This is a genomic window from Bacteriovorax sp. DB6_IX (assembly GCF_000447775.1).
GTDB lineage: Bacteria > Bdellovibrionota > Bacteriovoracia > Bacteriovoracales > Bacteriovoracaceae > Halobacteriovorax_A.
Genome location: NZ_AUNJ01000198.1, coordinates 1 through 19,670, shown reverse-complemented (window position 1 = coordinate 19,670; position 19,670 = coordinate 1). Strand labels below are relative to the sequence as shown.

Sequence of the window (19,670 nt, the reverse complement as noted above, 5' to 3'; positions counted from 1 at the left end):
TCATTATAAGAGCTATATTGAAACAAAGAATGAGTATCTTAACGAAGTAAAGAAGATATAAAAAAACTCCCGCTTAGAGCGGGAGCTTTTCATTTGATAAATCCAAAAGGTCTTTAAAGATTGTTCTTGAAGAGCTTATTGATTGATTTACCTTCAAGTGATCTCACATGGAGTAGAACTTTTTCTCTTTGTAGTTCATCTGGAACTTCCATTTCTAGTTCAAAAGGAACCATTTTCATTGGACAGAAGTCAGAGACTTGTTTCATTTGAGGTTTAATTGAATAAGCATCTTTTTCATTAGATTTCACATCGATTCTATCATGAACTAAACAGTCACTTGCATTTTGTCCTTTTAGTTTGATGAGTCGACTTCCTTCATCTACTTCGACAACTTCAACATTTGCTAGGATCTCGTCTTCAAGACCATTTGAATCAAACTCTTCTACATAAAGATCTGATCTTTGTTCACCGTTAATCATGACTCTGTACCATCCTTTATCAAGCAGCCCAACTTTGGCTCCTTTTAGGAATGGAACAACCATTTCGGCACATCCAACATTTGGATCTTCATTCTTCTGAGCTTTGATATCGATAACGACATCTTTTCCTTTAATACTAACTTCAGATTTAATATTTTTGTAACATAGGTTTGGAAGAATACCTTCTACAACAATTTCGACATCATCGTTGGAGTTGTATCCTTTCGGTGAATAAACGTGATTAATGGGAACTGCCTCGAATTTCACTGCCTGAGCACTAAGCGCCCCAATCATCAGTAGTGGTAGTAATAGTTTTTTTGCTTTCATTTTGGGTTCCTCCCTTTGATTTCTTACATACATATAGTGATTCACGGGCAACGGACTGTGGATGTCCTAGGAGATAAATAAAATTGATTATGAGATCAAATAAATATGATCCATATCAGGTACGAGTAGTGACAAAAATGGCACTATTCAGGCGAAGGAAAGCAGCCAGAAAATGGCTCTTTCTTACATGTTAAAGGGAGATTGTATGGGGAAATTGACTAGAGTAGCGTTGATCATAGCGATGTCTTTATCGGCTTCGGCAAGTAGTGAAGTTTCAAACTGCTTTCCTGATAATAATGTGAAAATTCCAACAGGGCTTAAGTCTTTTGGTGGTGCTGGAATGGGGCAATTCGAATACCACCAAGTTATCGATCAATTCGAAAGAGTTTGGAAGCCTCTTGTGAAAGAAAAAATTGGTAAGGAACTTATTATCGAGCGAATGTGGGAAAACGATAAGGTTAATGCCTCTGCAACTCGCGATGACAATAACAATCCTGTTTTGAAAATCTATGGTGGGTTGGCCAGGCACAGAGATATGAATAAAGATGCAATGTTGCTTATTATGTGTCATGAGCTTGGACATCATTTTGGTGGGGCACCGAAGACTTTTAGAGGTAGGAGTTCAAAGAGAAGTTGGTCTTCTGCTGAAGGACAGGCTGATTACTTTGCCTCTAATAAGTGTATGCCAAAGCTTATTGAAGAATATAGCAATGAGAATAAGAGCTTTGTTCCTGGTGTGGATAAGATGACTGTGATTGAGATCGAAAAGGTTTGTCAGAGTGAATACTGTAAGAGAACTTCAATGGCAGCATTAAGTCTTGGGAGAGTTTTTGCTTCTCTAAAGTATGATTGGCAACCACCACAAGTTGGAGAAAAGTCCAACCTTGTTGTTGAAAATACTTTTTATAAACACCCTGAGCCTCAGTGTCGCTTTGATACTTTCATTGCGGGTATTATGTGCGAAGAAGAGAGGAACTCGGAGTTTGATAATAGTGACCATTCTATTGGTGCTTGTGTTAGAGAGTATTCTGAAAAAGGTGCTAGACCGCTTTGTTGGTTTTCACCAAGTTCGTATTAAGGTCTTTGGTTAAAGGGAAAAGCACTTCCTTAAAAGGTCTATCGTTTGGTGCAATATCTTCTTATCATGTTTTTCGTAAAGTGATTTGAAGATATTGTCCAACTTGATGTGCTTATTCATTTCTTTCAACTTGAGAAGCTCGATCGTAAAATCCTCACAGATTCTAAAAACAATTGTTAATTTATGGTTTTGACTACTAAGAGCAGTATTTAAACCGATACCAGACTTACTAGCATGATGTTCTAGGATAAACATATCCGCATCAGCGGGCTTATCCTTATCGGATTGAACTAAATTGTAAGCACTTTGTGCGTGATGAATAATATTTGATTTATCTTCTTCACTCAGACTTGATTTTGCGAGTGTTTCCTCATCTGTGATAAAGAGCATCTCTTCTTTATCGAGTGTGACATTTGCCATGAGTGCTGTGTAGACTAGTATTTCTTGGTGGATATGTGAACTCCAAGAAGACATTTGTAACACGCGCATTGATAAGAGGGATGTTAGATTTGCGAGTTTATAGTAACGTGAAGACTTGGATTCCAGTAAATCTTTAATGAGATTTAAATCTTTACTCTTACTTTGAGAAAGAGTCTTATTAATATTTTCAACCACCCCATCAAAGAGTTGAGTTGAAGTGGAGTTGAATCCAATTTCTTTAAGAAGTGTAATTGCTGTATCAAGTGACTTTCCTACAATTTCTTCACTTGGAGAGTCCATCATTTTGGAATAGAGCTGATTTGAAATGATATTTAAAAATTGCTCTTTGTTATCAGTTTCAATAAAACCGTGGACGATTCCTTTGTCTAGATACTTTTCTACAGTTGGCTGATCAATCTCTTCATTCTTGTTAAAGAGTTTAATTTTATGGGAAGCACCACTTTTAAGAATTTCTATGTAAACATCACAGATAGGACTATTGATATTTTTTAAGAGATGAAAGGGGATTGTTGAATAGTCTGTTGGCTGATTTTCACTGCCAAGATCATCTAGGACACGTTTCGTTACTTGCTGCCAGTTTGCCTTATCTAGACATTCCCAATCTTCAATAAATTGTTTCTGTTCATAGACGAGAATTTTAGTGTGAATACTTTCAAACTCATCAGTTGTCGTATTTCTTAAATTCTCATCATCAATAATAAGAATATCTGGAGTACCAATATAATTGATCGTATTAATAAGTGAATCAGTGTCCTTCTCAAGAAGAACTTGTAGTTGACTGTGACCTGATAGGGCCATCTCTAAAAGATTGTCCAAACCATCTGGCTTGACACAGATGTAAAGCTTTTTCATATACTTAGCTTATCGGACTAATCTCTAAAAATTAATAGTCATTCTGGTAAAATTTGAACCTAATTTCTACAATAATTCCTTTACCTTTGTCTTCACCAAAGAGTCCGGTCTTACTTACTTGAGATCTTATGTGAATTTTTCTCTCTTTCTGAGAGGCCATGAACTCGATATGGACCTTTCCCTTCGTAATATAGAGATAGTTTTTATCGAGCTTCTCTATTCTTGTGTCGGGGAGAGACTTAACTAGCTTTGAAAGGTTTAGGATATTTTGAATCTCATCTTCTCCCATCATTTTAAAGTGGAGAATTTGAGATTTTCCCGAGTTGAGGCTCGAGAGACAGTTTTCCTCTTGGGGACACTTAAAACTCTCGAGTGCTGTGCTTGTCTTTATGGCAAATTCTTTACAACTCACTAAAAGCAGTAAAGAGAGTAGAAATAGAGTTCTTATCATTATTGTAGATCTTCCGATTTAAGTTGTATTAATACATAAGGTTGTACGATGAGGTAGTTAAACTTTACTTCATTTTCTAGCCAAGTCTTAATGAGCTCATCAGTTGGACGAGACATTTTTCCATCATTAAGCCAGCCTCTTATATATTCAACCTCATCTCTTGCCATGGCCATTCCAACAGGTGCAAGTTCTAAGTCTGAAGTTAGTAGGAATAGAGCATCTCTTTTGTGATGTTCTTCTAAGAGATCCCAACCCGTCTCATCAATATCATTTTGTAGTCTTTCAAGAAGATTCTGTTCTTCTGTTTTTGGCGTTTGTTCATCAGACATATTAGGCTCCCAACTTTGTGAGGTCTTCTTCAATTAAATTCTTAACTTGTTCTCGATCATTAATTTTGAAAAGCTTTATTCCTAGAGTAATGATCTCATCTAGAATTTCTGAGCTATTGTTAGATTTATATTTTTCTAGAAGACTAAAGTATTCTCTTTCTAGCTTTGTCTTTTCAACTTCTCTCTTTCTAAAAATTGGTGCAAAGATGAAGAGAAGGGCGAGAATTGTCATCATCGATGCTACGATATGCGTGACTTTCATTGAAAACTCCAATTAAATTTTTTGTCACATTAGCATAAGATATAGTGTTTGTTAAAGCTTCTGTTCTTTAATTTGACCATCACCAGAGAAAATTATGCGGTATTTTATAGGGGAGAGATCACCTGTTTTCAGACCCTTATCATAGGTGAATGAGAATGAATCAAGATCATCAAGATAATCCATACTTAGATAAGAGTTAATAATTTTAATTGGCTCATTTTGCCCTTTTGCGAGTTTGAAGATTTCGACAGCACTCCCATGAGCTCCTTTTTTCCAGTAGGTAATGAGATAGGGTGTTTTTTGAGAGAGAAGGCTTTTGATTTTTAATCTCTTGAAGCCTTCTAGTGCAAGGCCTCTTTTTCGAGTCAGGAGTATATCACCGGCCTCATCGAAGACTTGAAGTTTTGCCATACCTTGTTCTCGTGTGATGAGAAACTTGTAGAGAACTTCACCATGGGAAATTGTTTCGTAGTGGAGAACTCCTTTTTTATCAAGTTCGTCAGGAGTGATAGCAAAAATATTAAGAGCAAAAAATAATGCTAAAATAATCTTCATTAATTCCTCATTTTATTATGGCAAGAGAGAGGGTCTCCACCATTGGCCTTGATATTCTTCATACAAGGTAAACATCTATTAATAACATTGTCTTGGTATTTTTCTTTATCATCAGCATCGTATTTTAAAACACCGATGCTCAACGTCTTGTCAGAATTACCCTTAAGCTGCTTTTGCCAGTTATAATGTTTCAGGTTGTAATTTAAGGTTCTGGCCATGAGTTCCATTTGCATTTCGACACTATCACTTGAATCATAAGTGAGATTATCTAAGCTGAGATTTTCTTTAACCTCGTGACCATTAATCTCTTTAACTGTCGTAATTGGTATTTGGTTTACAACTTTTCCATGGGGCTTATAGTACCTTAAGTTTGAAAGAGTCGTTCTCGTCATCATAGAAAGACCAAAAGCTGAGGAACGCATTGGATGTCTCTTTTCACAGTAAGAGTAGTTCATGGCTTGTGGATCAAGTTTTCCCTTTGTCTCTTGGAAAGCAATACATGACATTAACTCTGGGCTAAGAAGAGGGTGGATCATATGGGGATTATGAGTCTCTTTATATCCAGTTCCTATATTCTTTTTTTGAACAACTTCTGGATGTGATTTGATTGAAGAATAGGTCTTCTTGGCTTGATCATATATGCGAGAAGCCCTTTGCTTTATACTCACTGATGATGGCCATAGATTTCCTCCACGTTCTTTTTCGTAATTTCTAAGAGCATTGAGACAATCTCCAAACTTTGGATATGTTTTTAAGAACCAAGCTCTTTTTTCCATTAGCTCTTCATATGTCGATTTGGACTTAGCTTTTGGTTTAGCCACGGCCGTTTGCTGAGGCTTAACTTGTGGTTTTGGTCTAGGTTTTGGTCTTACAGATGTAAGCGGTGCCAAGTTTTGAACTGGCCTTGGTTTTGGCCTTACAGAGGTTTCTAGTGCAACGGCCGAATCAGGATCAAACTTCAATGGACAGTAGAATGTATCGAGTGGATCGTCGTTAACAGAGTCTAAGCTGCGAATCATTCCTTCTGCCATTTGAACATCGAAGACCTTTGTTGATAATTTATAGTATCTAAAAGGGCTTTCAGGCGGTCTTCTTCCTTCGTGATCAACGATGAATCCATTCTCATCGACAAAGTAAATTTGTAAGAAGTCCCAAGCTCCAACTTTGTATCTTCCTTCAATAACAAAAGATAGCTCTGGATTAGAGAAAACATTCTCTTTGGTATGAGTATCAATAATTTTTTGACTTGAAGGTAATTTGAGACTGACATTTTGAAATAGAACACTACGACTTGTTCTAAACTTTGAATTGTTTAATTGTGTTCCGGCCTTCGTCATCATGCTTACTGTGAGAAACCAAGTAGGACTATTCGCTATCATCTCAGGATCTGTTTCGATTTTTAGATAGGTAAAACCGTCAGAGAGAAAACTAGATTCTTTTCCGCTAACTTCATTTGCAAGTGAAACACTCTTTCTCGGGGCCAATAATGATGGAGTTGCCCATGTTGAGCTACTTACCAATATAAATGTCAAAAACGCTAATACTCTTCTCATCAGAGTATTTATCGGAACTTAAGTTAAGAAGTTTAGAAAATTATAATTCTAAGTCATTGATAATATTCGATAACTCATCAGGGACTTGTGAACGAATACAGACCCAGCGCTTTTCAATAGGGTGAAAGAACTTAAGTTCATAAGAATGAAGAAATAGTCGATAGAATTTGTAGTCTTTTTTGAAGACATTATTTATCACACTACGACCATACTTAGAGTCTCCAACGATATTGAACATGCGTCTGGAAAAGTGTCTTCGGATTTGATGCATTCTTCCTGTTTTAATCTCAACATCTACTAGACTATATTCTCCATTCGTGGAAATTCTCTTGTAGCCAGTGTAGGCTTCCTGTGGTCCAGAATCGCCTTTTAAAGGGAAGTCAAAAACTCCTTCTTCTTCGATTTCTCCTCTACACATTGTGATATATCTCTTTTGTGTGAGCTCAGTATTCCACTGTTCTTTAATTAGCCTTGTGGCTTCTTTCGATAGGCCAAATAGCACCACACCCGAGACAGGCTTATCTAATCGATGAATTGGATAGAGGTAGAGATTTGTCTGCTTTTTCACAGATCTCATGAGGTGGCTACGATCTTTTGAGCGAGCCTTAAATGGATGAACGAGAAGACCTGCGGGCTTTGTAACTGCAATATAGTGTTTATCCCAGTAGAGGACTTCGATTCTTTTCTTCATAGGAGAGCTCTTATTTAAACTGCCTTTATAACTGGTCAATTTATTTAGTTAAGTAGAAATTTACCTTAATAGGATTCTAGCTGTTTAATACCAGATTATAAATGAAAATTGAAGATTGATCCCCCCGTAAATCTTTGCTCTATAATTGATCTAGTTCCTTTTAATGGAGGGAGAGAAGATGCCGGAAAGATATAAATTCCTACTCGTAGACGATGAACCAGATATCAAGGAAATCTATGAGATCTTCCTATCTAATCTACTTGGTAAGGATTTCCAATTTCAGTTCTTTCTCAATGGAGAGGAGTGCATGAATTATATGAATAATAATTGTACTCCAGATGATAAGGTCTTTGTTATCACAGATATTAATATGCCTATTATGGACGGTTTTACATTATTAAAGAATCTAAAGGAGAGCTTTAGGGGTGTAGAAGTCGCCATTTGTAGTGCGTATGATACAAATGATTACAAGACTCGTGGAAAAGACCTCGGAGCGATTGAATTCTTACCCAAACCAGTTGACTTCGAAAGGGTCGCTAGCATGATAGAAGAGAGAATTACAGCTTAAGGTGTCAAAAGTTTTGACACTATTGTTATTCCTTCAAAAAACCTCATTCAAGAGCTTGTAAATGATAGTATGAACTATGATTTTTAAGCACTCAAAGAAAGATGCCATATTGGTTATGATTTGCCTGACAAATGTTGGACTAATCCTTTATTTCGCTAAGCAATTTGCGACTTTTAGCTTTAGCGAGGCTTTCGTTGCCGGTCTTTTTTTGGTCGGTTTCTATTGCACGAATTATCAGTGCGTTTCACATAATTTTATTCATAATAACTTTTTTAAGAATAAGAGTCTCAACACTTTATTTTCAATAATTAATTCAATGGCCATGGGCCTTCCTCAGACTCTCTATTATCACCATCATATGAATCATCATCGATTTACAAATGGTGAGAAAGACATCTCTTCATTGTTTAAATACTCAGGAGAGAATCAGGAAAGAGAAGAGGGGATATTGAGTTATTCATTCATCGGTTTTTTTAGGATTGATCTTCTTGCATTGGCAAAGAGAGCAAAGAAACCTCAAGATAAAAGATTGCTCATTATGGAAACTCTTGGAGTTCTACTTCTATGGGGACTTCTTATTTCTATCAACTGGAAATTCTTTTTAGTATTTTATTTACCAGTTTGGTATCTCGGTCAAGTTGCGGCCCTGATGGAAAACTACTTTGAACACTATGGAACAAAACCAGGTAATAGAGAAACGGACTCAGTGAGTTGTTATGGGAAAATCTATAATTTACTCTGGTTTAATAATGGCTATCATCAGGAACACCATTTTGCACCAACTGTACATTGGACAAAAATTACAGAAGTTCGAAAGAAGTTGCCTGATGAATCACAGAGAAGAATCGTTAAATTCGCTCATTTTACAAATATACCGCATTAGGATTTAGATTGAAGCATATCATTTTTCCACTTTTACTCTTAGTTACAAATTTTACTCATGCTCTTACAAAAGAGGATGTGATGAGTGTATGGAAGTCGACTCATATCGCCTTCTATGAGGAGCTCATAAAAAAGAATGAGCATATTAAGACTATTTGGACAGATACTGTCGATGATAAACTTGTTGCTGTTAGCAAGGGACTTCCTCGTGAAATCAAAATTTCGAATAGATTATTAGAATTTGAAAATCTAAGAAAGGTCGACCTTTATAATATTTTCTGTCATGAGCTTGGTCACTTACTAGGTGGCCCACCGTACTTGATGGAGTATCCAGGTGATCTAAGAACTATTTCTGTCGAGGGGCAAGCTGATTACTTTGCGGCCAAGAGATGTATGGGAAGACTTCTTCCTGGGATACAAGTGAATGAAATCTATCAGGAAATTTCTGAGGATGATCGTATTGGGTTAAGAGTGAGAGGGTGTGAAACACGTCGCTGCCAAGTTATTGCGCATCTTTCAAAGAGGTCTCTTGAGCTATTTACAGGAGAATATGTTTCTATATTAGAGAATGATCATCATGTTGTCCAAAGAACTTATCCCTATCAAAACTCAGCGCAGTGCCGTTTAGATACATTTATCGCAGGAGCAGTTTCGAGCTCTGAAAGAAATTATTACTTGGCCTTTACGAATTATTTTAATCAGTTTAGTAATGGTCAAAGACCTCAATGCTGGTTTCATCCCGTTGATATTTTGAGTATTTAAAAAGTCTTTTTTTTGATCTATGATATTTGAAATGTCAGGAGATCATTGTGCAAGTAAAGAACTTTCAAAATCAAAAGCCCATTATTGGAGTTATCTATTTACCACCAACCTTGGGGTATCCTAATCACCCTGGAATGAATCAACTTGTCGAGCACGCACTAGAAGATCTTGAAGTCTTGAAAAGGTGTGGTGTAGATGGTGCGTTACTAGAGAATGAAAATGATAGGCCTTATTCTGTTCTCGCTTCTTCTGGAACAATTGCTTCTATGAGTGTTGCGGCCTCTAAAATTCTTGAGCACTGTGATGGAATCGAATTGGGGGCTGAGTTCTTGATAAATGACCCCGAAGCCTCTTTGGCCATAGCCAAAGCTAGTTCGTGTAGCTTTATTCGTACTGATTACTTTGTCGATAGAATGAGTCGAGAAGAGTATGGTGGAGAGATGAGAATCGTTCCAAGGGCCGTCATGGAATATAAGAAATCATTGAAGGCTGATGATATTTCTTTTTTCTCAGATATTCAGGTTAAATACGCAACGATGCTTGAGCAAAAATGCTTGGGAGAAAGTGCAAAGCAAGCTCATGAATTTGGTAGTGATGGTGCTGTCATCTCAGGGAAGATTACAGGAGTTCCACCACAGGTTGCAGATTTAGAAGAAGCAAGAAGAGGGTGTGATCAGATTCCTCTTATTATCGGTTCAGGCTTAAGCTTTGAGAATCTTGAGGAGTTACTCCCCGCATGTGATGGAGCCATTGTTGGAACTTCTTTCTTCAAAGAAGGAAATAGAATGGATTATGAAAGAATCGCTCCATTTATGGATAGAGTTAGAGTGATACGTGGCTAAAGTTCTATGTTTGGGTGATGTTTGTATTGATATCTATCCTCAAAAAAATAAATCTTTTCTTGGAGGATGCTCCTACAATGTTGCTTATCATCTGATCAATGAATTTGATATTGATGCAACTCTTATGGCACCTCTTGGTCACGATAAGTGGTCTGCAAAAATTGTCTCAAAAATTAACTCAATGAAAATCCCTTTTAAGGCACTAGAGCGAGATTATCCTAATCTTACTTTAGGAATTGTTGTTAGTGATGGAGAAAGGTATTTTAGAGATTATCAAGATGAAATTATTCAAAGTTTTGAATGGAGAGATAGCGAACTCAGTTTACTTGCTGATTACGATTATATTATCTGTCCTTACTTTGAGGAAATAAGAGAATTCATTGCACCTGTAATCGCTCTATACGCAGAGAAAGTGATTTTAGATATTCACGATGCAGTAGGAATTGATTTAGATGAGTTATCACGTCTAATATCAGTGGTTAAGGGAATCCAGATTGGGGGAGATCTTTTTGGCAAGAGTGATTTAGAAAGGCTGTCAGCAGAAAATCGTGCATTTATTTCTGTGACACAATCTGTAAAGGGATCTATGTTTTATTGTGTCGAAAAGGTATCTCATTATGAAGCAGTGGCAAATGTTGAGGTCATCGATACAACTGGAGCTGGTGACTCCTATCTGGCGGCACTTGTTTCTGGGATGGTAAAGGGACTACCCATGGAGCAAGTTGGGGGAATGGCAAATAGCTTTGCAGCAAAAACGATCTCACACATAGGGGCCACTCCAATGTCTGAGATTACTTTTTAATTCCTATATAAAATCTTGCTATTCCAATCGTGTCACTTCCATCTTTAAGGTGGACTTCAATTTTCTCAAAACCCTTCGCATTTGATTTTGGTTTAAAAGTTATTGTATTTCGACTTATTGAAATATTAAACAGTTTAGAATTTGAAATTGGATGAATATTAACTTGATTTGATAAAGAAGACTTAAACTCTAACTTATCGTCACTATTTATCCAGTAACGAGTTGCTTGTTTTCTATCGAGGGCAATAAAAAGAGGTTTTGAAAGCTCTTTATAGCAAGAATCTTCATTCAGTTTTTTCACATCCAATGTTGTTAAAAAATCTCTAAGTCGACTTTGATTGAAGTTTAATCTAAGAAGACTACCCGTTAGAGCATTACCTTTAAGGTGATGAGAGGGAACAAGATTGAAGCACAGCTTATTCTGATAGGCCCTTAGATAGTTAAATTCGTGGTAGAAGTTTTCACCAAAATAAGAATCAGGATTTAATAGGTAAGAAAAATAATCAGCAATACCCTCTAGAAGCCCTACGTGGTTTTCTTTTTTCATTAGCTCTCCCTTACAAAAGTGAGGGAATTGACCACAATAGAGATAATGAAAAACTTCATGATTAATAATATCTTCAGACCGTGTACCTGCTTTAATTGTTTTTTTATTGTCACAGAAGCGTAAGCGATGCCCTTCATAATCATATCCAGTTCGAAGACATGATTGAGGATTAATTAGAATGGTAATATCTTCTGAGTTGTCTAAAATTGAGTTATAGAAGTTTTGAGCTTTCTGGATTTGAAGGCTTAATCTTTCCCTTTCATTATTCGATAGGTATAGAGAATCATCCTGAATTAGGATTCCAGCAAAAAGCTTTGTTGTCGTAAATAGAAGGATGAGATATTTAAGCACAACTTTTGATAGTCAATTATTTGAAATATGTCCAAAAAGAAATACTATTTTATAGCAAATTCACTGTTTAAGTGTTTGAAATGAGGAAGAATGGCGTTGTTATTGAGAAGGTTTTTAGAGAGTGATTTGGAAGATATCTGTGAGATGGAGTCAGACTTTGAAGTGATGAAATCCACTGGTCCAGCAAAAACCTTTACATATGAAGAGTCTCAAAAGAGGCTAGATAAGATAATTCGTTATAAATCCTCGAATGATATTTATGGTTATTGGGCCTTGGTTGATTCTGAATTAGATAAAGTCGTGGCTTGGTTTATGTTAATTCCAATTGAAGAAGAATATCCCGAAATTGGTTTTATGGTTAATCGTAAATTTTGGAAAAAAGGACTGGCGTTTAAGGGCATCGAAAAAATCTTAGAAAAAGCGAAAGAGGAAAAGGTGAGTCGAATCGTTGCTCGAGTTAATAGAGAGAATCTCGCTTCTATTAAGACCCTTGAAAAAGCAGAATTTAAAATTCAAAAAGAAAATGAAAAAATCTTTTTCTTTGTAATTGAAACTTTGATAGCCTGATGTTGTTTTATTTGGCCTGAGGTTATTATGAAAAAAATTAATCCCCAAATTATTTCCAAGTCCTTCCGTGAAAGTGTCCATAGCGAAATACTGGCAAATCAATATAAAATTAATATTGTAGGATTCATGTGTAATGATGATCCTGCAGCAAAGAAATATGCAGATTACACAAAAGCTGCATGTGAAGAAGTTGGAATAAATTTTGACTTAAGAATTGTTCCTAGAGTTCAAATTGAAGATCAAATCACTCTTGCTAATGAAGATGATCGTATCCACGGGATTTTTATTTACTATCCAATTTTTGGGGTAGAAAGAGATGCCTATATTAAGAACTTAGTTTCTCCCTACAAAGATATTGAAGGACTAAATCAGTATTGGGCCAGTAAACTCTATCAGAATCAACGTTTCGAAGATCAGAACAAGAAATACAAATCAATACTTCCTTGTACACCCTTGGCCATTATTAAAATACTAGAAGAAATAGATATTAATGTAAGGAATAAGACGATTTCAGTTTTCAATCGTTCTGAAGTTGTTGGGAGGCCTTTGGCGAGTATGTTGAGCCATGATGGTGCTAAAGTCTATTCATTTGACTTAGACGGTGTTCTACTCTTTCATAATGGAACGATTGAAGAGATCGATATTGATCGCGAGAAAGCTCTAGCATCATCAGATATTGTTATCACTGGTGTGCCTTCAAAAAAGTTCGAGATGATACGGCCTTCTGAAATACAAGAGGGGATTGTGGGGTTAAACTTTTCTACTATACAGAATTTTGAAAAGGCAACTCTTGATAAATTATCTACTTTTATACCAAGAGTTGGCCCATTAACTGTAACTATGTGTCTTAGAAATAGTTTAAGACTTTATAAAAATTACTTTAAGGGATAGGTTGAAATTACTCTCTCCATCATAGTTTTAGCTGTTTCTCTATACTTATCTTTAAGTTCTTTCATATTTACTTTTGCTACCCTTAAGTCGTAATTCATTTTCTCTAATATCTCGTTGATAAGTACGTCAAATTCGATATTAGACTTAGCGTTTTCAAATGCTGCTTGTTGAATAATAGAATAGATTTCTTCACGTCTTAGAGGTGCATTTTTAATTAACTGATGTAGATAAAAACTAGAAAGAACGCCAGGTGAGTTTTCACTTCTTTGTTCAATTCTTTCTTCACAGATAACAAGATTATCAAGTGTCGAAGTTAGTCTCTTAAGTGCGTATTGTATTAATCCCAAAGAGTCTGGTAGAAAAAGCCTTTCTGCGCTGGAGTGTGAGATGTCTCTTTCATGCCAGAGGATATTATTTTCTAGTGCAACAATGGCATGAGAGCGAATGATTCGTGCTACACCAGTAAGATTTTCTGTTGAAATTGGATTCTTCTTATGTGGCATTGTAGAAGAACCTTTTTGGCCTTTACTAAAACCTTCAAATACCTCTCCCACTTCACTTCTATGAAGATGACGAATCTCGACACTAATCCTTTCAATTGCACCAGCAATGGATGCGAGAATTGTAGAGAGTTTTGCAATTCTATCTCTTGGTATAACCTGAGTTGAGAGTGGCTCAATCTCAAGTCCTAGTTTAGAAAGAGCTTCTCTTTCAACTTCTGGGTTTATTACTGTGTAGTTTCCTACTGCACCTGATAATTGGCCAGTAATCTCATGGTTATAATAATCTTCAAGTTCGTCAAACCTTCTTCTAAACTCGGCATAGAAGCCTAGGAACTTTTGCCCATAGCTTAGTGCTTCTGCATACATTCCGTGTGATCTTCCAACTCCAATAATATGAAGTGTTCTTTGTGAAAGATTAAAAAGAGAATTATTAAGATTAGAAAAGGTATTTAAAATTATTTTAAGAGAAGCCTTAATTTGTAGACTCTGTGCTGTATCAATGATGTCACTACTTGTAACACCAAAATGAAAGAACTTACTAAATTGAGTATCAACTTGTTCTGTAATTGAGGTACAAAAAGCAATTATATCGTGTTTTACTTCGGCTTCAATTTCCCCAATTCTACTTGTATCGACACTAACATTTTCAAAATTTTTGAGTGTGTTTTTTGGGATGATTTCTTGAGACTCAAGAGCGTGAAGTAAGGCTAGTTCGACCTCAAGATAGTATTCAGCCCTTCTTTTTTCAGACCATATTTCGCTAATTTCTTTTCTTTCATACCTTGGAATCATGACGCTCTCCTCTAAAAAATTAATGTAAAACTAATACTTTATTAAATTAAGTATTAGCTGTACTTATTGTCAATATTAGTTTTTCTAAAAATAATTGTAGACATACACTTGTCATTGCTGAAAGAATGACCCTGTTGAATTTAATCCTTAACCCAAGAGGCAACCCATGTGTGGTGTGTTTGGTATTATTAATGGTCCTTCAATTTCAACTGATAAGTATGCTTCCTATGATGTGTATAGGGCACTACTCACACTTCAACATAGAGGACAAGACGCCGCAGGGATTCTCAGTTTCGATTCAAAAGAAAATCAATTTTACAGTCATAAAGAATTAGGTTTAGTGAATGAAATTTTCAAACCAAATCACTTCGATTTATTAAAGGGTGAGATGGCCATTGGACACACACGTTATGCTACAACGGGAAGTGATAGTTCAAATGATGTACAACCTCTTGTGACAGGATTTCCAATAGGTGTTGGAATGGCACATAATGGAAATATTGTGAACTACCATCGTTTACGTGAGGTTGTTAGAACTGAGCACAGGAGACAGCTCCTTACAAATAATGACCTCGAAATCTTTTTAAGCTTTTGGTGTCGTACACTTATGGAAGAGCAGAGTGGTGGTGATGAGTTTACGTTTACTCACGCGGTTAAAGCTGCTGAAAAAATATTTGAATCAACTATCGGGGCCTACAGTATTGTAGGCCTTTTAGCTGGTGAAGGACTCTTTGGTTTAAGAGATCCAAATGGGATCAGGCCTTTATTATTGGGTAAGAAGGGCGAAGGAAATGATATTTCATATGCTTTAAGTTCAGAAACTAATGCTCTAGAATTTTTGGGCTATGAAGTTGTTAGAAATATAGCACCTGGGGAATTCATATTTATTAATAGAGATTGTGAAATTCAATCATATCACTTTCAAAATCCTGAAAATCAAATAAAGCCTTGCATGTTTGAATGGATTTACTTTTCTGCTGTTGAGTCTACAATAGAAAATAGACCTGTTTATGGAGCTAGACGCTCACTTGGGGAAAGACTCTCTGTTAAAGTTAGAAACTTGATGGGAGCAGGAGAAATCTCTCCCGATATTGTTTGTCCTGTACCTGACACTTCTCGTTCCTCGGCGATAGCCTTAGCTGAATCACTTAATTTAACTTATAGAGAATGCCTTATTAAAAATCGCTATGTACAGCGAAGTTTTATTCTTAAAACACAGGAAGATCGAGAAAAAGCTGTAAGGCTTAAATTAAGTCCTGTTCGAAGTGAGATTCAAGGTAAGAGTATTCTTCTTGTAGATGATAGTGTTGTTAGAGGAACGACTTCTAAGAGGATTGTTCACTTGTTGAAGGAGGCCGGAGCTAAAGAAGTTATTTTGGCCATCACATGCCCACCAATCCGTTATGGTTGTTTCTATGGTGTCGACTTTCCAAGAAAAGAAGATTTAGTTGCATATAATAAGAGTCTTGAGCAAATTCAAGAATCAATCGAAGTTGATAAAGTTATTTATCTTGATGAGGAAGATCTTAGTAAGGCCCTGAATCTTCCAAGTATGTGTCGTGCCTGTATTGATGGGAAGTATCCAACAAGTGTCGAGGATGCGAATGAATTTTGTGAAAGAAGGAATGAACTTAAATAGGGGGATCTATGAAAGCATTAGTTTTATTTGGGAGTGAATCTGATAAGCATGTTTACCAAGAGTTGATTATTAGCCTTGAAAAAGAATATAAAGAAGTCGACTTCGAGGTTATTTCGGCCCATCGTAATCCTGAAAGGTTAAATGAAAGACTTGCTGAAGATAATTTTGATGTTATTTATGCTGGTGCTGGCATTGCTGCTCATTTACCAGGAGTTTGCGCATCATTGTCAAAGAGACCTGTCGTAGGGATTCCTGTTGAAGGAAACTTAGGAGGACTTGATGCTCTACTTTCAATTCAACAGATGCCATTTGGTGTTCCCGTTGCAACGATGGGATCAAGAAAGTGGAGTTCTCTACCACTGTTAAAAGAATGCTTAAAAGGCAATGAGTTAGCGATAAATATTATTATTCCAGAACAACTCAGAGAAATGGATTTTGTAAAAAGTGAATTGGAAAGAACTGAGCGATACCTCAAGGATTCAAATATAGAGTATTCAATCGGGAGCTACAATCCAAATTGCCTTAATATTAATCTCGTCAATCGATATGAAGATATTCTCAGTGATAAACCCTGTCTTCAGGTTCCAATATTCAATTCTCAAGTTAAGAATGACCCTCAGAAAGCCCTCGAACTTTTAAAATGGTCAAATATGGGTGGCTTTTGGTTTGGAATCAATAACACACGAAATGCTATTTGCTTTGCAAGAAAGCTTTAGGAGACTTTATGTTGCCATTATTAGTCGAAGGATCAGTAAAGAATATTCACGGAATTAAAGATCAAAAGCCTTATGTTTTTGATTTTAGTAATAGATACTCTGTTTTTGATTGGGGTGCGATGCCAGATCAATTAGAAAATAAAGGGAAGGCTCTTTCCTATATGGCGGGACTTTTCTTCGATCTTCTCGCTAGTCCACAAACTTGGACGAAATGGAAGCCGAAGGGGATGAATCCTCAAATGGAAAATCTCTTAAAAGTATTTCAAGAAAATGGTTTAAAATCTCATTTTCTTAGTTTTAAGAAATTAGAAGACCAAGTGACATCTATGATTGAAGTTGAGCCCGTAAAAGTTTTAAGGCCTGCCTTTGTTGAAAAAAACTGGGACTATTCAGTTTACAAAGAACGTCCAACGAAAACTCTTGTCCCATTAGAATTTATTTTTCGCTTTGGTATGCCAAAAGGAAGCTCTCTAATGAAGAGAGTTAAAGATAAGAAATATCTCGAGGAGCTTGGTCTACATGATGAACCATGCTTTGGTGATGAATTCTCTCAACCAATTGTTGAATTTAGTACTAAATTAGAGCCTTCTGATAAATACCTTAGTTATCCAGAAGCGCGTGAGATTGCAAATCTAAGTGAATTAGAATTTGAAAGAATTCTAAACACTGTAAAAGTAGTTGCGATGAGACTCCGTGATATCTTTCAAGATATTGATATAAAGCTTTGGGATGGGAAGTTTGAATTCGCCTTCGATGAAATGATTGATGGAGAACGTCAATTCATGATTGTTGACTCTATTGGACCAGATGAATTGCGCCTGACAAAGAATGGAATACCCTTATCAAAAGAAAATTTGCGACTCTTCTACAGAGATGGAGTTTGGCATCAATCAGTTGAACAGGCCAAGGAACTGGCTTCAAAAAGAAAAGAAAAAGACTGGAAGAGAATTTGTCTTGAAGAATTAGGACAAAGTCCTAGTCAATTAGAAGAAGAGTTTAAGCAACATGCTGAAGGGATCTATACTGGTTTGGCAAATGCTTTAGCGACTAAGTTTTACGATGAAAAACCGTTTAAAAACTCTAAAACTCTGACAGAAGTTATGAACTTCTTTAAGGAGTATTAATGAAAGTCTTAATTTTGGGAAGTGGGGGAAGAGAGCATGCACTTGCACACCGCCTCTTAAAAGATGATACATGTACATCAGTAACAGTGGTACCGGGTAACCCTGGAATGTCAAAAGATGGTATTGCTGTTGCTGATGTTTCATTGGAAGATTTTGATATCCTTTCTGAATTTATATTTAAGCAATCTTTTGATTTTGTTTTTGTTGGACCTGAAGATCCTTTGGAGAAGGGGATTGTAAATGACCTCGAATTAAAGGGGATAAAAGTTGTTGGACCAACACGAGAGGCGGCTCAATTAGAATCTTCCAAAGCCTTTGCAAAATCATTCATGTCCCAATTTCATATTCCAACTTCCAAATTTAAAATATACACATCTTCTGATTCTGCGATTGCAGGTCTTAAGGAATTTGTTGAAGGTCAAGTTGTCGTGAAAGTCTCATCATTGGCCGGTGGTAAAGGGGTTGTCGTCGCTGAAAATCACGCACAGGCCCAAAAAGCAATTGAAGACTTTTTGAATAACTCAAGCTGTCAGATCAAAACAGATAAGATTATTTTAGAAGAGAGACTTTATGGGCAAGAGATATCAGCTTTTGCTCTCTACGATGAAAATGGCTTTATTAATTTAGGATACGCTAGAGACTATAAGAGAGTATTTGATAATGACAAAGGGGCCAATACGGGAGGAATGGGGACATTCTCTTCTGACTCACTCGTTTCTAAAGAATTAGAAAATACAATTAATAGAGAAGTTTTTCAAAAAGTCTTTGATGGGATGAGAGAGTTGGGGACACCATTTAAAGGAATTCTTTTTGCTGGCTTAATGTTAAATGGCAGATCTATAAATGTTATCGAATTCAATGTGAGATTAGGTGATCCTGAAACCCAATCTTTATTACCTAGATTAAAAGGCGATCTGACGCAGACTCTTTTTAATCAGACCCATAATAAGTTAAATCATAGTTTGTCTTTGGATCCTAAAGCAGCAGTCCATGTGGTGATGTGTTCTAAACATTATCCGAGTATTGATGGGACGGCCTTAGACCTTGGTCATTGAAATTAGTATCAATGAGACCCATAAAGATACAACGATTTATTACGCTGGAGTTGAACAAAGAGATGGAAGGCTTGTTAATTCCGGTGGTCGTGTTTTAGGAGTCACTGCTCTTGCAAGAGACCTTGCAACTGCTAGAGAGCTTACTTATCAGCAACTTGCTTGTGTGAATTTTAAAAATTCACATTTTAGAAAGGATATTGCACTTGAAAAAGATAACCATACCAGATTTGCTATTTTTGCCTCAGGTAATGGTAGTAATGCTCAAAATATTATTGAGTACTTAAGAGGTAGTCGTTCTCTAGAAGTTTCAATTGTTATAACAGATAATCCTGATGCTTACGTTATTCAAAGATGTCTTCATCTCGGTGTGGATTATAAAGTGATTCCATTTTCTAAGGAGAAGGGAAAGGCCATCCATGAATCAGAAATTATTGAAGTTCTAAAAACTTATCATGTTAAATGGATTCTTCTTGCTGGTTATATGAGAATTCTTAGTTCTCAATTTCTTTCTTTATTTCACGATGGTTCTCTTAGTGAGGCTCGTGTTGTGAATATACATCCATCACTACTTCCTCAGTATCCAGGTTTAAATTCCTATGAAAGAGCATTTG

The 19,670-nt window shown here is 36.3% G+C and carries 23 protein-coding genes; 13 read left to right on the top strand and 10 right to left on the bottom strand.

The window, feature by feature from the left end; genetic code table 11:
- Window positions 1-113 precede the first annotated feature (113 nt).
- The gene (locus M901_RS06005) at window positions 114-806 is read right to left on the bottom strand and encodes a hypothetical protein (protein WP_021277281.1); all 693 of its coding nucleotides are present in this window, start codon (window positions 804-806) and stop codon (window positions 114-116) included.
- A gap of 205 nt (window positions 807-1,011) precedes the next feature.
- On the opposite strand from M901_RS06005, the gene M901_RS06000 reads away from it, so the two are divergent.
- Window positions 1,012-1,884 carry an ImmA/IrrE family metallo-endopeptidase gene (locus M901_RS06000; RefSeq protein WP_021277274.1) on the top strand — a complete coding sequence of 291 codons (873 nt, stop codon included), beginning with the start codon at window positions 1,012-1,014 and terminating at the stop codon, window positions 1,882-1,884.
- A 9-nt stretch (window positions 1,885-1,893) separates the two neighbouring features.
- Here M901_RS06000 and M901_RS05995 read toward each other — a convergent pair whose 3' ends face one another.
- The 7 genes from M901_RS05995 to M901_RS05965 form a co-directional block, all read right to left on the bottom strand.
- Window positions 1,894-3,177: a hypothetical protein gene (locus M901_RS05995; protein WP_021277275.1), complete on the bottom strand. Its 1,284-nt coding sequence runs from the start codon at window positions 3,175-3,177 to the stop codon at window positions 1,894-1,896.
- A gap of 31 nt (window positions 3,178-3,208) precedes the next feature.
- Window positions 3,209-3,628: a lipoprotein gene (locus tag M901_RS05990; RefSeq protein WP_021277283.1), complete on the bottom strand. Its 420-nt coding sequence runs from the start codon at window positions 3,626-3,628 to the stop codon at window positions 3,209-3,211.
- Window positions 3,628-3,957, bottom strand: a complete 330-nt coding sequence (locus M901_RS05985) for a DUF2288 family protein (protein ID WP_021277267.1) — start codon at window positions 3,955-3,957, stop codon at window positions 3,628-3,630. Before M901_RS05985 ends, M901_RS05990 begins: the two co-directional genes overlap by 1 nt.
- A gap of 1 nt (window position 3,958) precedes the next feature.
- Window positions 3,959-4,219, bottom strand: coding sequence for a hypothetical protein (locus tag M901_RS05980; protein ID WP_021277284.1), 261 nt, complete (start codon window positions 4,217-4,219; stop codon window positions 3,959-3,961).
- Window positions 4,220-4,270: 51 nt separating this feature from the next.
- Entirely contained in the window at window positions 4,271-4,774 is a 504-nt protein-coding gene (locus M901_RS05975) for a hypothetical protein (RefSeq protein WP_021277282.1), read from the bottom strand.
- On the bottom strand, window positions 4,774-6,306 hold the full coding sequence (locus tag M901_RS05970) for a hypothetical protein (RefSeq protein WP_021277288.1): 1,533 nt from the start codon (window positions 6,304-6,306) through the stop codon (window positions 4,774-4,776). Before M901_RS05970 ends, M901_RS05975 begins: the two co-directional genes overlap by 1 nt.
- A gap of 61 nt (window positions 6,307-6,367) precedes the next feature.
- Window positions 6,368-7,018 carry an RluA family pseudouridine synthase gene (locus M901_RS05965; RefSeq protein WP_021277279.1) on the bottom strand — a complete coding sequence of 217 codons (651 nt, stop codon included), beginning with the start codon at window positions 7,016-7,018 and terminating at the stop codon, window positions 6,368-6,370.
- Window positions 7,019-7,196: 178 nt separating this feature from the next.
- Here M901_RS05965 and M901_RS05960 point away from each other — a divergent pair, with 178 nt between their 5' ends.
- The 5 genes from M901_RS05960 (at window position 7,197) to M901_RS05940 (ending at window position 10,874) form a co-directional block, all read left to right on the top strand.
- Entirely contained in the window at window positions 7,197-7,586 is a 390-nt protein-coding gene (locus M901_RS05960; RefSeq protein ID WP_034720771.1) for a response regulator, read from the top strand.
- Between the two features lie 76 nt (window positions 7,587-7,662).
- Complete coding sequence (locus M901_RS05955; RefSeq protein WP_021277269.1) at window positions 7,663-8,469, top strand: fatty acid desaturase; 807 nt, start codon at window positions 7,663-7,665, stop codon at window positions 8,467-8,469.
- An 8-nt stretch (window positions 8,470-8,477) separates the two neighbouring features.
- Window positions 8,478-9,230 carry a hypothetical protein gene (locus tag M901_RS05950; RefSeq protein WP_021277272.1) on the top strand — a complete coding sequence of 251 codons (753 nt, stop codon included), beginning with the start codon at window positions 8,478-8,480 and terminating at the stop codon, window positions 9,228-9,230.
- Between the two features lie 47 nt (window positions 9,231-9,277).
- Window positions 9,278-10,072 (top strand): BtpA/SgcQ family protein, encoded by a 795-nt coding sequence (locus tag M901_RS05945; RefSeq protein ID WP_021277287.1) that lies wholly within the window; start codon window positions 9,278-9,280, stop codon window positions 10,070-10,072.
- Window positions 10,065-10,874 carry a carbohydrate kinase family protein gene (locus M901_RS05940; protein ID WP_021277270.1) on the top strand — a complete coding sequence of 270 codons (810 nt, stop codon included), beginning with the start codon at window positions 10,065-10,067 and terminating at the stop codon, window positions 10,872-10,874. The genes M901_RS05945 and M901_RS05940 overlap by 8 nt, the downstream gene beginning before the upstream one ends.
- Here the strand turns inward: M901_RS05940 and M901_RS05935 are convergent.
- On the bottom strand, window positions 10,864-11,772 hold the full coding sequence (locus M901_RS05935) for a hypothetical protein (RefSeq protein WP_021277276.1): 909 nt from the start codon (window positions 11,770-11,772) through the stop codon (window positions 10,864-10,866). The two genes, M901_RS05940 and M901_RS05935, sit on opposite strands and share 11 nt — an antisense overlap.
- 90 nt (window positions 11,773-11,862) lie before the next feature.
- Here M901_RS05935 and M901_RS05930 point away from each other — a divergent pair, with 90 nt between their 5' ends.
- Together M901_RS05930 and M901_RS05925 are read left to right on the top strand one after the other, a co-directional pair.
- Complete coding sequence (locus M901_RS05930; RefSeq protein ID WP_081653361.1) at window positions 11,863-12,339, top strand: GNAT family N-acetyltransferase; 477 nt, start codon at window positions 11,863-11,865, stop codon at window positions 12,337-12,339.
- Between the two features lie 27 nt (window positions 12,340-12,366).
- Window positions 12,367-13,230 carry a bifunctional methylenetetrahydrofolate dehydrogenase/methenyltetrahydrofolate cyclohydrolase gene (locus tag M901_RS05925; RefSeq protein WP_021277285.1) on the top strand — a complete coding sequence of 288 codons (864 nt, stop codon included), beginning with the start codon at window positions 12,367-12,369 and terminating at the stop codon, window positions 13,228-13,230.
- On the opposite strand, the gene purB is transcribed toward M901_RS05925, so the two are convergent.
- Entirely contained in the window at window positions 13,215-14,525 is a 1,311-nt protein-coding gene (gene purB / locus M901_RS05920; RefSeq protein WP_021277271.1) for an adenylosuccinate lyase, read from the bottom strand. The genes M901_RS05925 and purB overlap by 16 nt on opposite strands.
- Window positions 14,526-14,691: 166 nt before the next feature.
- On the opposite strand from purB, the gene purF reads away from it, so the two are divergent.
- The 5 genes from purF to M901_RS05895 form a co-directional block, all read left to right on the top strand.
- A complete protein-coding gene (purF, locus tag M901_RS05915; RefSeq protein ID WP_021277278.1) occupies window positions 14,692-16,164 on the top strand; it encodes an amidophosphoribosyltransferase in 1,473 nt (490 codons plus the stop codon).
- Window positions 16,165-16,172: 8 nt separating this feature from the next.
- The gene (locus tag M901_RS16325) at window positions 16,173-16,880 is read left to right on the top strand and encodes an AIR carboxylase family protein (protein WP_021277280.1); all 708 of its coding nucleotides are present in this window, start codon (window positions 16,173-16,175) and stop codon (window positions 16,878-16,880) included.
- Between the two features lie 8 nt (window positions 16,881-16,888).
- Window positions 16,889-18,004, top strand: coding sequence for a phosphoribosylaminoimidazolesuccinocarboxamide synthase (locus tag M901_RS05905; RefSeq protein ID WP_021277286.1), 1,116 nt, complete (start codon window positions 16,889-16,891; stop codon window positions 18,002-18,004).
- Window positions 18,004-19,059, top strand: coding sequence for a phosphoribosylamine--glycine ligase (gene purD / locus M901_RS05900; protein WP_021277268.1), 1,056 nt, complete (start codon window positions 18,004-18,006; stop codon window positions 19,057-19,059). The genes M901_RS05905 and purD overlap by 1 nt, the downstream gene beginning before the upstream one ends.
- The coding region (locus tag M901_RS05895; RefSeq protein ID WP_021277273.1) for a formyltransferase family protein at window positions 19,049-19,670 on the top strand (622 nt) is incomplete at its 3' end. The genes purD and M901_RS05895, both read left to right, overlap by 11 nt.